We start from the raw sequence: 16,421 nt of genomic DNA, 5'->3' as shown, positions 1-16,421 counted from the left end.
TGGTGTGATCACGGTCATTACTGTTTTATACTCCTGCGTCTTTATGACTTTGTTGAACACCGGGCTCTGCTCCGCGGAAGAGGATGCTGAAACGCACCATGACTGGACATGCTTCCCCGATTTTGACCACGCTGCTTGATACCGATGCGTACAAGCTCCATATGCAGCAGGCCGTCTATCATCGCTATTATGATGTCCCGGTTACGGCGGAATTTCGCTGCCGTGGCGACGAGCTGCTCGGTATTTATGCGGACGAGATCCGCGCGCAGATTGAAACCCTGCAAACGCTCACCCTGAGCGACGAGGAGTATCACTACCTCAGCGGACTGCCGTTCTTTCAAACCGATTACCTTAACTGGCTGCGCCAATTCCGCCTCGATCCTTCACAAGTCAACGTGCGTAACAATAACGGCCATCTGACCATTCAGATCAGCGGTCCGTGGCGTGAAGTGATTCTGTGGGAAGTGCCATTGCTGGCGCTGATAAGCGAAGTAGTCCATCGCCATCGTACGCCGCAAATGGGAGTGGACCAGGCGGTAGCGCACTTGCAGCACAAGCTGGTGGATTTTCGTCAGCAGGTAGGCGATTTGGATATGTCGCGCTTCCAACTGATGGATTTCGGCACCCGTCGCCGTTACTCCAAAGCGGTACAGGAAGCGATCGTCAGCACGCTAAAAGCGGAGTTTCCGTGGCTGGTTGGTACCAGCAACTACGATTTGGCGCGCCGCCTGCAGCTTAATCCGGTAGGGACTCAGGCGCATGAATGGTTCCAGGCGCACCAGCAGATCAGTCCGGTATTGGCGAATAGCCAACGTGCCGCGCTGCAATCCTGGCTGGATGAGTATGACGATCAATTAGGCATCGCCTTGACCGACTGCATCACCATGGACGCCTTCCTACGCGATTTTGGTCCCGGCTTTGCCCATCGTTACCAAGGCTTGCGCCATGATTCTGGCGATCCGGTGGAATGGGGTGAGAAAGCCATTGCGCACTATCAGCGCCTGGATATCGATCCAAAAAGCAAAACGTTGGTGTTCTCGGATAACCTCAACATGGATAAAGCACTGACGCTCTATCGTCACTTTGGCCAGCGCGCCAACGTGGTGTTTGGTATCGGAACACGTCTGTCCTGCGATATTCCTGGCGTTACACCGCTGAATATCGTGATTAAATTGGTGAGCTGCAACGGCAAACCGGTGGCAAAACTCTCCGACAGTCCCGGAAAAACCATTTGCCAGGATAAAGCCTTCGTGCGCGCTTTGCGCAAAGCCTTCGATCTGCCGCTGGTTAAAAGAGCCAGCTGATTCTTATTGCAGGGTGCTTGCACCCTGCTCCCCGTCAACAAATCTCCCTGTCGCGCGGCAATTTTGCTTGTTTCCTGTCGGCTCGCAAGTAACATAGCAAAACCCCGAAAAGGGGCTTTTATCCACTATATATATAGAGAGAACTTTATGAGCGTTGTGCCTGTAGCGGATGTACTGCACGGCCGTGTTGCGGTTGACAGCGAAGTCACCGTACGTGGTTGGGTGCGTACCCGAAGAGATTCCAAAGCTGGTCTTTCCTTTATCGCCGTTTACGACGGTTCCTGCTTTAATCCCGTTCAGGCCGTCGTCAATAATTCTCTGAATAATTATCAGGATGAAGTGCTGCGTCTGACCACCGGCTGTTCCGTGATCATTACAGGGAAAGTGGTCGAATCGCCGGGCGAAGGCCAGGCCTTCGAGTTGCAGGCGACCAAGGTTGAAGTCACTGGTTGGGTTGACGATCCGGATACCTATCCAATGGCGGCAAAACGTCACAGCATCGAATACCTACGCGAAGTGGCGCACCTGCGTCCGCGTACTAACCTGGTGGGTGCGGTGGCGCGCGTGCGTCATACGCTGGCCCAGGCGCTGCATCGCTTCTTCCACGAAAACGGCTATTTCTGGGTTTCTACCCCGCTGATTACTGCGTCTGATACCGAAGGTGCTGGCGAGATGTTCCGTGTTTCGACGCTGGACATGGAAAATCTGCCGCGCGATCCGCAGGGCAAGATCGATTTTGATAAAGACTTCTTCGGTAAAGAAGCGTTCCTGACCGTATCTGGCCAGCTCAACGCCGAAACCTATGCCTGCGCGCTGTCTAAGGTATATACCTTTGGTCCGACTTTCCGCGCCGAAAACTCCAACACCAGCCGTCACCTGGCGGAATTCTGGATGCTGGAACCGGAAGTCGCTTTTGCGACGCTGGATGATGCGGCTGCATTGGCAGAGTCCATGCTGAAATATGTGTTCCAGGCGGTGCTGAACGAGCGCGCCGATGACATGGCGTTCTTTGCTGAGCGTGTGGACAAGGACGCCGTTGCGCGCCTGGAGCGTTTTGTTCAGACCGATTTTGCGCAAGTGGATTACACCGATGCGGTCGACATCCTGCTGAAGAGCGGTCAGACCTTCGAGAACCCGGTTTCATGGGGCGTGGATCTGTCATCCGAACACGAGCGCTATCTTGCGGAGCAGCACTTTAAAGCACCGGTTGTGGTGAAAAACTATCCGAAAGACATTAAAGCCTTCTATATGCGTATGAACGACGACGGCAAAACCGTGGCGGCGATGGATGTGCTCGCGCCAGGTATTGGTGAAATCATCGGTGGTTCACAGCGTGAAGAACGTCTGGATGTGCTGGATGCACGCCTGGCAGAAATGGGCCTCAATAAAGAAGATTATTGGTGGTATCGTGACCTGCGTCGTTACGGCACCGTGCCACATGCTGGCTTCGGATTAGGTTTCGAACGATTAATCGCCTATGTCACTGGCGTACAAAATGTAAGGGATGTTATCCCCTTCCCACGTACCCCACGCAATGCGAATTTCTAAATTTAGCGATTAATTATAAGAAATTCATATATATAAAGAGGTCGGCCTAGCCGGCCTTTTTTTATTTTTGTAAATTTTGAGTTCTCTCACAAAGTTCCCTATTTTTTACAAATTGTAATACATTTTTTCCTTTTGATACTCAATTGAGAGATTTGAATCATCTTCGGGCTAGAATTAGCAACCCTGTGATGGAAAGATGCGTGCAGACACAGGAGACATCAAACTTCTTTCAAGGTTCTGTAAAGATTTCTTGGCAGCAGTGGCAGATGTCCAAATAACTCCAATGAGGGTAATAAAAAATGATGAAGCGCAACATTCTTGCAGTGGTTATCCCAGCTCTGTTAGCTGCTGGTGCAGCAAACGCAGCAGAAATTTATAACAAAGACGGCAACAAGCTGGACCTGTACGGTAAAGTTGATGCGCGCCACACTTTCTCTGATGATCCTGACAGCGATGGCGACCAAACTTATGTTCGCTTCGGTTTTAAGGGTGAAACTCAGATTACTGACCAGCTGACCGGTTACGGCCAGTGGGAATACAACGTTCAAGCGAACGTTGCAGAATCTCAGGGCACCAGCGGTTCTAAAACCCGTCTGGGCTTTGCAGGTCTGAAATTTGGTGATGCAGGTTCATTCGATTACGGCCGTAACTATGGCGTTATTTATGACGCAATGTCTTACACCGACCAATTACCGATATTTGGTGATGACACCATGTATCAGGAAAACGACAACTTCATGATTGGTCGTTCAAATGGTCTGGCTACTTACCGTAACAGCAACTTCTTTGGCCTGGTTGATGGTCTGAGCTTCGCTGCACAGTACCAAGGCAAGAACGAAGGTCGTGACGTGCTGCATGACAATGGAGACGGCTGGGGTACTTCTGTAGCCTATGACACTGGCATGGGTGTTAGCGTTGTAGGTTCATACGCTTCTTCTGACCGTACCGATCAGCAAGCACTCGATGGCAACGGCGATAAAGCTGACGCATACGGCTTCGGTCTGAAATATGACGCGAACAACGTTTACCTGGCAGCATTCTACGGCGAAGCACGTAACACCACTGCTTACGGTAATACTGCTCGTCAGACTGCTAACAAAACTCAGAACTTCGAAGTGGTTGCACAGTACCAGTTCGACTTCGGTCTGCGCCCATCCATCGCTTACCTGCAGTCTAAAGGCAAGCAGCTGAATGGTAACACCGCTAACGGTGCAACCTTCGCTGGTGGCGATGCTGACCTGGTTAAATACATCGAAGTGGGTACTTACTACTACTTCAACAAAAACATGTCTACCTATGTTGATTACAAAATCAACCTGCTGGATGACAACGATTACACCCGCGCTCAGGGCGTGAGCACCGACGACGTTGTTGGCGTTGGCTTGGTATACCAGTTCTAATCACCCGATTAGATTTGCGTAATACCTAAAAACGGAGCCTTAAGGCTCCGTTTTGCATTTCAGTGATCGGCCTCGCAATTAGCTTTTCTACTTTCAGCACCCACCCTATTTCTTTTTTATATCAGCGGTTGGCAAGTGTGCCGACTGACGTTAACCTGATAGCTCATTTCGCTAAAGTTCACCCAAACGGAACTGACTCATGTTTGAATCGATCTCTGCCGCACCTGCCGATCCAATTCTTGGACTGGCTGACCTTTTTCGTGCCGATGACCGCCCGAATAAAATCAATCTTGGCATTGGTGTTTATAAAGATGAAACCGGTAAAACGCCGGTACTCACCAGTGTTAAAAAAGCTGAGCAGTATTTGCTGGAAAATGAAACCACCAAGAACTACCTGAGCATTGATGGTCTGGTGGATTTCGCACGTTGTACTCAGGAGCTGCTGTTCGGCAAAGAGAGCGCGCTGATTTCTGCGGGTCGTGCCTGCACGGCACAAACACCAGGCGGCACCGGTGCCCTGCGCGTTGCGGCGGATTTCCTGGCAAATCAGACCAGCGTTAAGCGTGTTTGGGTGAGCAACCCAAGCTGGCCTAACCACAAAAATGTATTTAACGCCGCGGGTCTGGAAGTCTGCGATTACCATTACTATGACGAAGCCAGCCATAGCCTTGATTTCGCTGGCATGGTGGCATCACTGCAGGAAGCAAAAGCGGGCGATGTGGTGCTGTTCCACGGCTGCTGCCACAACCCAACCGGCGTTGATCCAACGGCCGATCAGTGGCAACAGCTGGCGAAGCTGTCACAAGAGAAAGGCTGGCTACCGCTGTTCGATTTCGCTTATCAGGGCTTTGCTCGCGGTCTGGATGAAGATGCGGAAGGTTTGCGTATTTTTGCCGCCTCTCACCAGGAACTGATCGTTGCCAGCTCTTACTCGAAGAACTTCGGTTTGTACAATGAGCGTGTAGGTGCATTGACGCTGGTTGCAGCAAGCAGCGACGTGGCGAAAACCGCGTTCAGCCAGGTGAAATACACCATTCGCGCTAACTACTCTAATCCACCGTCCCATGGCGCGGCTGTAGTTGCCACCATTCTCAGCAATGACGCGCTACGCACCATCTGGATACAGGAACTGACGGATATGCGTCAGCGCATCCAGCGCATGCGTCAGCTATTTGTGAACACGCTGGCGGATAAAGGCGCGAATCAAGACTTCAGCTTTATCATCAAGCAGAACGGCATGTTTTCGTTCAGCGGGCTGACCAAAGATCAAGTGGTACGTCTGCGTGAAGAGTTTGGCGTGTATGCGGTGAATTCCGGTCGCGTCAACGTGGCAGGCATGACGCCAGACAATATGTCGGCGCTGTGTGAGGCGATTGTCGCGGTTCTATAAGCCAGACGGCGAATAAAAAAATGGGCCATTTAGGCCCATTTTTTTATTCTTGAAGGAACGGATTGCTGATGCGCTCGCGACCCAACGTTGAGATAGGTCCGTGACCCGGCACGAATATAACATCATCGCCGAGCGGCAGCAGCTTGGTTTTAATCGCATTGATTAAGTCGCTGTGACTGCCCTGCGGAAAATCGGTGCGTCCAACGCCGCCGTTGAAAATCACATCGCCTGAAATAAGAAGACGCCCTGCGCGATCGAAGAACACAATGTGTCCCGGCGTGTGGCCCGGACAAAGCAGCACGTCCAAATGAACATTCCCCACCTGCACGGTCTCTCCCTCTTCCAGCCAGCGATCGGGCGTGAGCGGTGCGCATTCGGGTAGTCCAAACATGCGGCTTTGAGTTGGCAGATTATCTAACCAGAAAGCATCAAGCGGATGCGGGCCGACAATCGGCACCTGATAATGTGCCGCGAGTTCAGCGGCGGCACCGACATGATCGAGATGTCCGTGCGTGAGCAGGATTTGCGACGGCGTTAAACCACGTTCTGCCAACACGGCTTTGATGGTTTCCGCATCGCCGCCAGGATCGACTAATGCCGCTTGTTGGGTTTCGTCATCCCAAATAACTGAACAGTTCTGGGAAAAAGCGGTAACCGGGATAATTTGGTAATTCATAGCGCTCCATGACCGACACACGCAGCGCTGCCGGTATCAGGACCAGTGCCTTGCAGGCCCGGTATCAATGTGTACGAAGTTGCTGCGCGGGTAATATCCTACACCACCAGCGCGCATTGATAACGCCGCTTTGCGAACATTGCTCAACGAAATTCCCTCAATATGGAAATCCATGGCTTGTCCTTTGGTGTGGTAGCTTTTTTTCGCCACGCCCGGACCCGATTCACGCAGCATGGTGTTAGTGGCTAACGTGCGGTAACCGGAAATCAGCTGCACTGGTTTACGCGTATCAAGTAGCGTTTGCAGGCGATAAAGCTGGTCAAAAAGATGCGGATCGATGTTCTTCACCTGATTGGCGCGATAATCACGGAAGAAGTGATTTAAGCGGGCTAACTCATCCTTGTCATAACGCTTACCGTTAAAAAACTCTGTTTTAAGGGTTTCACCGGTGTGAAGGTTACTGAGTGTCAATACTCGAGGGCGGGCGGTGGAAAGCGAAGCCAGCGCGGAGCCAGGAAGCAGTGATAAACCTGCTGCTGCGCCTCCAATCAAGAGTAATCGACGACGTTGAGAATCAATATTAGCCATGAAGCGAGGTTACCTAATCTAAAGCGGATAAAATATGTGCGAAAAGTACACAAGGCCGAACAGTAACGTCCACCTAAGACTCAGTCAACCCGGAATATGATTCAGAAGGCCAAAACCAGCTCAAAATCAAATTTTCGAGACTGGTCTTGGTTAATTTAATGTAAAAGGAGAACAGTCAAATCAATCACTAGAGTAGCAATTGACCTGCTTTATTCAGCACCTGACTGCCAGATCGCGCGGGGTTATCATAATTGTAAATATCTGTACGATATTGCGGTTGCCCGTCGTCAGCAACCCAGGCGGTTAAGTAGTAAAGGTTGACCGGAATACGATGACGAATCGGTACATAGCGCGTATTCCCCTCTTTCAACGTGTCCGAAATACGTCCGTCATTCCAACCCACATCCTGTAATAGCAGATCGGCCAACTCGGAAGCTTTGTTCACGCGGACACAGCCTGAACTGAGCGCACGGATATCGCGCTGGAACAGCGTATGGTTGGGCGTATCATGCAGATAAATGGCATCTGAGCTTGGCATGTTGAATTTGTAACGGCCAAGTGAGTTCGTCGCGCCTGGCGCCTGACGAATGCGATACGGGAAGCTCGCCGCCGACACCATACGCCAGTCAATCATGGAGGGATCGATCACTTCCGCATCCGCGCTCCAGCCGGACAGCAGCGTATAACCGTGCTTGTACAGATAAGTCGGATCCTGCTTCACCTTTGGCACAATATCCTGACGCACCAATGTAGTTGGCACGTTCCACGGTGGATTAAGCACCACATTATTCAACGCGCTGCGCATCAGCGGCGTTTTGCGGTCGGGACGACCGACGATCACGCGTGATGACAAAATGGTGGCACCATTGTTGTAGTAGGTCAGCGAGTAGTTGGGAATGTTTACCATGATGCCGTTATGCATATCATCCGGCAGCAGGCGCAGACGTTGAATATTCAGTGCCAGCAGCGATGCACGCATCTGCGGAGGTACATTCAACCACTCGCGCGTGCGCGGACCAATCGCACCGTCATCGGCCAATCCCTGCCAATGCTGGAAACGCTTAACGCCCTCCACTAGCGCGGTGTCATACACATTGGGGCCGACGGCTGTCGGATTAGCGGCAACATTATTGGCCACTTCAGGTGAAGCGGCCAGAGCGGGAGCAGCATCAATATCATCAAAATTGGCGGCAGACGGACTCACTGCTACCGGTTGATCGCTTTGACTCACCGGAACCGGGGCGGTTGGCACCGCATCTTCCGCCGGCGTAGGCGTGCTGCTGTGGCTGGCGGTTAACATGCCGGTGCGTTGCAGAATTTCGCGTAACGCAGGCACATCATTGCTGATTTGTCCCGGACGCAGTGTGGTACTGTCGCGCAGTTGCGGCCACGGGCGATTATCGGTCAGCAACGTTTTCAACGCGCTGTGCATCGGTGCGTATTGAGGGTGTTGCGGCTGTAGAGAAACCACGAAAGTGCGGCTGCCGCCCGCGTTGACCGCGTTCTGCCATTGATTAATCGCCGCCAGCGTCGGCATCGTCAGCTTGTAAGGCACGTTGCTGTAGAGCCAGGTTTCACCCTGCGAAGGCACATTGGCGACAAATTGCAGATAGCCGAGCATCGCATCGCTCAGCACGATATCGCGCGCCAGACCTTTAATATTGGGATTGGTTAGACGCTCCACCCAGCGGCTGAACTGCGGCTGTACGCCAGAGAGCGCCACCTCCGCCAGCTGCTGCTGAAAAGCCTGCACCGCTTCGTGGTCTTGCCACAGCGGAGCCATATCGCGCGAAGCATAAATGCCGGCTAAGCCCGGCAGATAGAAGGGTTGTTCAGTGGCGCTAAACGCCTGCTGGATCTGTTGCTGGCTGGCAGCAACCGACATCGAACGGTGCGTGGAGTGAGGCAGCGTGGAGGTGATAGCCGCATAGCTGACCGCCAGCGGTGACAATACCAGTGACAAACCGAGTACTCCTGCAGCACGACTCATTTTGCTTTTATTGTTTAGCAACATCCCTGCCCCCTTCTCACCAATGACATAGCGCCCTGTTATCGCTATGTACAACCATACTCTTAATGTTGAGTATACGAATAAAAAACGGCATCTGCCTTTAAGTGCAGATGCCGCTTACAGATTAAACGTAGCGCTGTTTTTTAACCAGATTTAGCGCTAGCTATTTTCCGTTTCAAGACCAAGCCCGGGCGTTTCCTGTTTCACGGGTGCGGAATCCGCTGAGAAGCCGCGCAGACCCACTACATGCACATGTTCGGTGTTGTTAAACATTTTACGCACCAGCTTATAGGTGGTGCCTTTTTCCGGGCTGATGTTCTCTGGTGCTGCGATGATCAGCTGCATCTCCAGACGTTCGCACAGCTCAAACAACGTGGCGATAGAACGCGCATCCAGACGGGCCGCTTCATCGAGGAACAGCAGACGACACGGCGAAATATCTTTGCCGCGCAGACGACGCGATTCTTCTTCCCAACTCTGTACCACCATCACCAGAATCGACATCCCGGTACCGATCGCTTCACCGGTTGAAAGTGCGCCACTTTCCGCGCGCAGCCAGCCATCAGTACCACGATTGACCTCCACTTCCATCTCAAGATAGTTGCGGTAGTCGAGCAGCTCTTCACCGATGGTTTGCGGCGTGCGTTGGCCCATATCGATCTGCGGATTCAGGCGCTGATAAAGTTTCGCCAGGGCTTCCGAGAAGGTTAAGCGATTGCTGGTAAACAGATCCTGGTGCTGTTCATGCTCTTCCGACAGCGTATCCAGCAGCGTGGAGTGCGCTTCACGCACGTTCACGTTGAGGCGCACGCTGCGCACCTGACCAAAGCTCACGGCCTGCAAACCTTGGTTCAGCTGGCGAATACGGTTTTGCTCGCGCTGAATGGTTTTGCGAATAATGTTCGCGGCGCTGCGTGAACTGATCGCCAGCGTCTGTTCGCGCGCCGTTAGCTCTTCGGTCAGGCGATTCAGTTCAATCTCCATCTGCTCGATGGCTTCAACCGGATCGTCAGTACGAATGATGTCCTGACGGATACGTTCGCGCAGATGCTGGTACACCGCGATAAAGAACTGAATCTTACGCTCCGGACGTTTCGGATCTTCAGACATGCGCAGCACATCGCGCAGATGTTCATTATCCGCCACCGCCAGACGCAGCGCACCGAGCGCTTTATCCGACATGGAACGTAGCTCATCACCGCTGAGATAGGCCAGTTCGCGGCGATGCAGACGACGCTCAACACCGTTCTCTTTGACCAGACGCAGCACCGCGCACCAGCCCGCTTTAGCATTCACTACCTGCTGACGAATCTGGTGATAATCGCGTTCCAGCTTGCGCAGTTTCTTCTGCAGGCTATCCATTTCTGCTTCACAGAAGGTGATCTGTTTTTCCAACTGGTTGCGACGCGCGCGGTTGTGGCTCAGTGCGCTATACAGCTCATCCCGACGGATGCGCGCGCGCTCTTCTGCGCTGGCATCAGCATGCACGCCGATATCCTGCATCTCTTGCTGCAACTCTTTCAGCATGTCGCGTTTGGCGTCGTAAGAGCTTTTCAGCGACGCCAGCACTTGCGAATACTGCGTCAGCTGTGCCTGATGTCCACGCAGACGTTCACGTGCGCGGCTGCGTTCGCCTTCCGCCTGCTCCAGACGCTGACGCAATTTTTCATTGAGATCGCTGTTACCACCCAACATGCCAGCTGAACTTTCATAGCTGAAATGCGCCCGGCGCTGCACCACCTCGGTCAGCGCAAACGCCTGCTGACGCGCATCACGCTGCTGTTGCTGCGCCTGCTGATAATCGCGCTGCAGCTGATCGTGCTGCTGCGGATCGCTTTGCAGTACCGAAATCAACGGCTCCAGCTTGCTGAGTTTGCTGCCGTGTTGATGCAGGAAACGCGCGGCTTCCTGCGCTTCTTCTACCCGCTCGCGGATCTCTTCACAACGATCGCCGAGCGTGTCGTCGAGCAGCAGATTAACGCGCGGCAACAGGCGGTTCAGCTGGCTGACCCCCTCTTTTGCCTGCTCAAACTGTGCGCGCTGCTGCTGATTATCGTTTTCATGCTGCGCTAAAGCCCGCTCCAGCTCGCCACGGCGGCTGTTGAGCTGACGAATCTGCGCTTCCGGATCTTCATCAAACGCTACCGCTAAATGGCTACCAATAAAGCGGCTAAAGGATTGGTGCAAACGCTGGGTTTTCTGCACATCAAACGACAGCGTGGCATAACGCTCGGCCAGCTGTTCACGTTCATTGTTCAACAGTTCCAACTGATTTTCACGCGCCGCGCGGCCAAACAGCGGTACTTTGGGGAAGCGGGAGTAGCGCCACTGACGCTCAGCCACTTTTACCACTACCGCTTTTTGCAACTCTTCAACGCTAAATACGCTGTCGTCAAATGCCTGCGGATCGCCTTCAATCAGATAGAGATCTTCCGGGCACTCGTCTAAACGGTCGAGCAGTTCGCGCACCAGCGACAGATCCGGCACCACGATGGCGTGACGCGAGGGACCGTACAACGCCGAGAAGTACGGCGCATCATCCAGCGTAACGTCATCATAAATTTCTGACAGCAGCACGCCGCCAAAACGTTCCGCCAGTTGCGTCAGGCGAGCATCTTCCGCGCCGCCCGGTTGACTCAGACGTTCAATCTGCTGTTCAACTTCGCGCTTCCGCGCGGCCAGTTCGTCACGCTCAACCGTGGTTTCACGCTCACGCTCCAGCAGTTGCTGCATAAATTCGGTAATCTGCTGGCTGCTGGTCAGCTCCTGGCCGGTTTGCTCACTCAGTTGCGTGAGGATCTCCTGCGCTGCCAGCCAGTGTGGCGCGCGGGCGGTCAGCGCCGTAATGCGCTCACGCAGTTGCTCCAGCTCTTGACGCATCAACATGCGGCGTTCGCCGGCATCCGCTACGCTCTCATTCAGTTGTTCAATCTGCGCTTCGAGTTCACGCTGCAAACCGTCAAGCGCATCCGCATCGTATTGCTGGCCCTGACGTTTGCAGAAATCCGCCAGCAGACGCTCAGCATCATGTTGCTCGCGCAGACGCGTTTCCAATTCATTCAGGCGCAGACGCAGCGAGGAGAGTTGTTCGGCATGATGACGCTGATTGCTGGCATCACGCAGTAATTCACGGCCCACTTGCCACGCATCCTGACGACCGACGTCACCCGCAATGCTCGTGACTAATGTCAGCGCCTGCTCGAACTGGCTGTGTGCCGCTTCGGCGACGCTCAGTTTCTGCTCGAGACGCAGCAGACGTTCGGTCGCTTCTTCTTCACGCGCCTGGAAGGTTTCCTGCCATTCAGCGGCATTATCGATAGTTAAATCGGGCAGCTGGCACTGCGTACGCGCTTTCTCCAATGCCTGTAAGGCTTGCTGATACTGGATGGCACGCGTCTGCTGCACATCAAGCGCCTGCTGGAAGTCAGCGAGTTGGCTTTTCAGCTCATCCACCTCAACTTCAGCCGCTTCGGCGCGCGCTTCGTTCTCTTCCTGCACTTCACGCGCTTCGGCAACAACTTCGTTCTGCTCTTCAAGACGATAGGTCAGTTCTTCCAGATCGGCATCGTAGCGCTCGATCTTTTCCGCCTGGCGCATCGCAGTTTGCACCAGATTGAGATGATCGCTGGCACCCTGATAATCGCTTTCCAGATCGCTCTCGGCACCGTTGTGCTCGGACAACTCGCGCGCCATTTCGATATGTCGATACTGTTCGGAAATGAGCTGATTACGGCTGGTAAAAAGCTCATTACGCAGCTGCAACGCGCCATCAAGGTGAAGGCGACGCTCGTTAGCGTGGCGCATGTAGTCAGCGGAAACATAGCTGGTAGCTTCAGAAATCAGATGTTTAAACAGGTCGCGATCCGACTGCGTAACGCGAATGGCTTCCAGCGTCATGCGGTTTTCACGCAGCGCAGCTTCCATATCCTGGAAAGCTTTGCGCACGCCGCCGTTTTCGGGCAGCAGGTAATCGCGCAGCGATCGGGTGATGGCGCTGGAAATACCGCCATACAGCGAGGCTTCGATCAGACGATAGAATTTGCTGCGATCGCTGGCATTACGCAGACGACGTGGCACCACGCCGAGTTCAAACAGCACCGAGTGATAATCGGTTACAGAGTTGTACTGTTTGAACTGTACGCCTTCCTGCGCTTCGACACGTTCCTTCACTTCCGTCAGCGGCAAAACGCGCGCCTGACGGTTATTGAGGACTTCGGTCAGCATATCGGTAGGCTGTGAATCGCTCGGCAAGCCGTGAATACTGAATGGTTTGATATCGACTTTTTTATCGCGCCCTGCCACCTGCTGAAGACGTACACCCACTATCACGCGTTGATGGCGAGAGTTGACCACATCCAGCACCGAATAACAGACGCCAGCACGCAGTTTGCCGTGCAGGCCTTTATCACGCGAACCGGAAGTGGCACCCGCTTCGGTGGTATTACGGAAATGCAGCAGCGTTAAGTCAGGAATCATTGCCGTAACGAAAGCGGCCATGGTGGTGGATTTACCTGCACCGTTACCGCCTGACAGCGTGGTCACCAACTCATCGAGATCAAAAGTACGGGCAAAGAAGCCGTTCCAGTTGATCAGCGTTAGCGAACGAAATTTACCGCGTTCAATCATGCTTGTTCATCCTCCGCGTTGTCACTCGCGTCGCTTTCAGCGTCAATATCGTTATCTGATTCATCGGTTTCTGTCGCAGCTGGCGCGCTTTCCAGCGTCATCGCTTCACCGTCACGGATCAGGCGCAGCTGCGCTTCACGCGCATCATCACCGCTGCGCACGTCAGCACCAAAGCGGAATACCGATTCGGTGATGCGGAATTTACTGCTGTCGTTACCCATAAACCACACCATGCCAAGACGACGCAGGCGGCTCAGCGACGCGCGCATTTTTTCCTGCAGCTTGGCACGATCGAGATCGGAACCGGTGGAGCGCTGATTTACCAGCTTGAGCAGTTTGCTCTCATCGGCCAGCGACAGCAGTTCGTCGTACAGCTCTTGCTGGGTAAAAATCCCTTCATTCGCCAGACGTTCCGGGCTGAGATAGAGATAGCAAAGAATCTTGCCGACCATCATGTCCAACTCGGACAATACCGAGCGCGGGATCAAGGTGGTTGAACGCGGACGCAGATAGAAGAAGCCTTCCGGCGCGCGGATCAGCTCAACGTTATAGCGCGTGTAAAACTCTTCGAGATATTCCTGGTAATCCATCAGGAAGGCGTGATTATCCAGCTCTTCAATGCCAATGTGGCGACCCGCGCGTAACTGGCTATCGAGCGCCGGGAAAATCGGGTTTGCCAGAGCCAATGCCAGTTTGACTGGCATCACTTGTTCAATATTTGTCGATGACATGTGCCTGCACCTTGGCTCCGTAATCATTAATGGCCTGCCATTGCGCAGGCAGACCGGCTAAATCAGCTTCGGCCACGCCGAGTCGCACGGCTTGATCGATGACAATACGCGCCAAATCAAAGTGGCGCGCGCGCGGATACTGCGACAGATAGTCGCGCATCACCGTGGCAAGATGGAGTGGCTTTTGTTCCTGCTTATAAATCAGTAGCGCCTCTTCGATCATTGCGGCCAGCTGTTCGCGAATCTCATTAAACTCTTCGTATTCCATTTCCGGCGGCAGCTCGCCCATCACTTCGTCATTACGCAGCGTCATCTCTTCATCGCGCATATCGTAAAGACGATCGGCATTGGCGTAGGTCAGCGCCCACGGCTGGTCGAAATAATTTTGCACCGACAGGCGTAAACGCTGTGCAAAGACGCGGTTCTTATCCATGTCGATAGCGGTACGGATAAACTTGTGCACGTGACGGTCGTAGCCAATCCACAGGTCGATTGCCTGCTGGCCCCAACTGATGATGCGATCCAATTTGTTTTGCAGGTCGTACACCAGCTTATCGACAAAACCTAAATCCGGGCTGCTCAGCGTCGCGTCCTGAATACGCAGCAGGTTGGCCTGCAATTTATCGCCCGCCGCTTCCAGCGTATCCTGCAGCTCGCGCAGTGTACCGGAGGTTTCCGACAGCAACATTTCACAGCTGGAGATCGCCGCGCGCCAATCTTTGTTAAGCAGGTCGGCAATGTCGGTTTTCACCGCTTGCTGCTGCTCATCCATCAGACGCTGCGTCATGTCGATGCTATCGAAAATTTCTGCCACCGAATATTTCAGCGGCGCAAATACGTTGCGATGCCAGTGGAATTCGTCACCGTCTTCTTCGGCAGCATCTGCGGCACGCTTCAACTCCTGCGCCACGATCGATAACTGCATTGACAAGCGCAACGTGGAGAATTCGCGCTGGCGGATGTAATAGTCGGTAATACCGATAGCGAGCGGCGTCAGACGATAAATGGCATGCCCTTCCGTCAGTTCGCTGGTAAAGCGGTTAAGCAAGCGCTGACGCACCATGTCGTTGATGGCGTTGTTGGCACGTACCTGCACGGTTTCGTGGGTTTGTTCAAAAGCTTTGCTAACGTGACGGAACGCGTCAATTAGCTCGCCTTCACTCATCTCGCCGTCCATGCGCTCACCGTTTAAGGTGGCGATGGCCAGCAAAAAGGCCAGACGCTCTACCGGCAGCGCAAGCGAAAAATCGTTCTTGCGCGCCCATGCCACCAATTCGGGGACCGTCTGGGAAAATTCGCTCATAGTTGATCCTTCTGACTGGGTTTGCGCGCGGTCACGTGGATATAGCGCCCTAAACTTAAAAAGGGCTCCTGGCGACAGAAACGCCGTTCCATCTCAATGATTTCCTCAACGCTCTTCCCTGCGCCGGGTTGCGGCTTCATGTAATCACAGAAGACGCGAATGCCCGCACGCCGTTCAATGTCAAATCCGCAGTTTTTCAGCCAGCGCGTCACGTCATCAGGATCGCGTGGGAAATCCGGCGACAGCGTGCGCTTTTTGCGTTTGCTCATATTGGCGCGCATATAGCCGAAATTGCCGAGCGTCAGAGTGCGGAAGGTTAAGCCGTGCGCGTTGTAAAACATCAACGACAGCACACCGCCGGGCTTGAGCGTGTGCCACAGCGCTTGCAGCACTTCTTCTGGCTGCGCCACCCATTCCAACACCGCGTGAAACAATACCAGATCAACCTGCGTATCCAAATGTTCGCCCACCTGCTGAGCGCTAATTTGTTTGAATTGCATGTTGTGGCTCACACCCGCTGCGAGCGCATGGGCTTCCGCCAACTTCAGCATCTCAGCAGAAAGATCGCACAGTACAACCTGATGACCGCGCGCCGCCAGACCGCTTGAGACTTGTCCCACGCCGCCACCGGCATCCAGCACCTGTAAGGGCCCGACAGGCAATGACGGTAACAGGGCTTCCAGCTCGTCCCAGACAATCGCCTGGCGCACTTGCCCTTTGCGCGTGCCATAAATGTTCTGTGAGAATTTGTCCGCCAGATCGTCAAAGTTACGATCCTGCATGATGATGGCTCCGCTTTGCTGCATTCAACTTGTGCTATTTTGTCACAGGCTCAACAAGAATG

Annotated in this window: 11 protein-coding genes; 4 read left to right on the top strand and 7 right to left on the bottom strand. The window is 53.6% G+C overall.

Annotated features, from left to right (window positions below):
- Window positions 1-98: 98 nt before the first annotated feature.
- The 4 genes from pncB (at window position 99) to AC6I8K_RS06675 (ending at window position 5,642) form a co-directional block, all read left to right on the top strand.
- Window positions 99-1,304 (top strand): nicotinate phosphoribosyltransferase, encoded by a 1,206-nt coding sequence (gene pncB / locus AC6I8K_RS06690; RefSeq protein ID WP_064741206.1) that lies wholly within the window; start codon window positions 99-101, stop codon window positions 1,302-1,304.
- 147 nt (window positions 1,305-1,451) lie between these two features.
- On the top strand, window positions 1,452-2,852 hold the full coding sequence (gene asnS / locus AC6I8K_RS06685) for an asparagine--tRNA ligase (RefSeq protein WP_497826421.1): 1,401 nt from the start codon (window positions 1,452-1,454) through the stop codon (window positions 2,850-2,852).
- A 299-nt stretch (window positions 2,853-3,151) separates the two neighbouring features.
- Window positions 3,152-4,252 carry a porin OmpC gene (ompC, locus tag AC6I8K_RS06680; RefSeq protein ID WP_497826420.1) on the top strand — a complete coding sequence of 367 codons (1,101 nt, stop codon included), beginning with the start codon at window positions 3,152-3,154 and terminating at the stop codon, window positions 4,250-4,252.
- Window positions 4,253-4,451: 199 nt separating this feature from the next.
- Complete coding sequence (locus tag AC6I8K_RS06675) at window positions 4,452-5,642, top strand: amino acid aminotransferase (protein ID WP_497826419.1); 1,191 nt, start codon at window positions 4,452-4,454, stop codon at window positions 5,640-5,642.
- A 43-nt stretch (window positions 5,643-5,685) separates the two neighbouring features.
- Here AC6I8K_RS06675 and AC6I8K_RS06670 read toward each other — a convergent pair whose 3' ends face one another.
- The 7 genes from AC6I8K_RS06670 to cmoM all read right to left on the bottom strand — a co-directional run bounded on the left by AC6I8K_RS06670 (window position 5,686) and on the right by cmoM (window position 16,359).
- Window positions 5,686-6,318 carry an MBL fold metallo-hydrolase gene (locus tag AC6I8K_RS06670; RefSeq protein WP_497826418.1) on the bottom strand — a complete coding sequence of 211 codons (633 nt, stop codon included), beginning with the start codon at window positions 6,316-6,318 and terminating at the stop codon, window positions 5,686-5,688.
- Between the two features lie 36 nt (window positions 6,319-6,354).
- Complete coding sequence (mepK, locus tag AC6I8K_RS06665; RefSeq protein WP_008102370.1) at window positions 6,355-6,906, bottom strand: peptidoglycan L,D-endopeptidase MepK; 552 nt, start codon at window positions 6,904-6,906, stop codon at window positions 6,355-6,357.
- Window positions 6,907-7,093: 187 nt separating this feature from the next.
- A complete protein-coding gene (ldtD, locus tag AC6I8K_RS06660) occupies window positions 7,094-8,920 on the bottom strand; it encodes a L,D-transpeptidase (protein ID WP_483817120.1) in 1,827 nt (608 codons plus the stop codon).
- A 156-nt stretch (window positions 8,921-9,076) separates the two neighbouring features.
- Window positions 9,077-13,543, bottom strand: coding sequence for a chromosome partition protein MukB (mukB, locus tag AC6I8K_RS06655; protein ID WP_497826417.1), 4,467 nt, complete (start codon window positions 13,541-13,543; stop codon window positions 9,077-9,079).
- A complete protein-coding gene (mukE, locus tag AC6I8K_RS06650) occupies window positions 13,540-14,274 on the bottom strand; it encodes a chromosome partition protein MukE (RefSeq protein ID WP_483817118.1) in 735 nt (244 codons plus the stop codon). Before mukE ends, mukB begins: the two co-directional genes overlap by 4 nt.
- Window positions 14,255-15,577: a chromosome partition protein MukF gene (mukF, locus tag AC6I8K_RS06645; RefSeq protein WP_064740755.1), complete on the bottom strand. Its 1,323-nt coding sequence runs from the start codon at window positions 15,575-15,577 to the stop codon at window positions 14,255-14,257. The genes mukE and mukF overlap by 20 nt, the downstream gene beginning before the upstream one ends.
- A complete protein-coding gene (gene cmoM / locus AC6I8K_RS06640) occupies window positions 15,574-16,359 on the bottom strand; it encodes a tRNA uridine 5-oxyacetic acid(34) methyltransferase CmoM (RefSeq protein ID WP_483817117.1) in 786 nt (261 codons plus the stop codon). The genes mukF and cmoM overlap by 4 nt, the downstream gene beginning before the upstream one ends.
- Window positions 16,360-16,421 lie beyond the last annotated feature (62 nt).

Source organism: Pantoea sp. X-Soil-ISGK-421 (assembly GCF_059730785.1).
The sequence above is the reverse complement of the archived record's forward strand: the minus strand, read 5'-3'. Positions and strand labels throughout refer to the sequence as shown.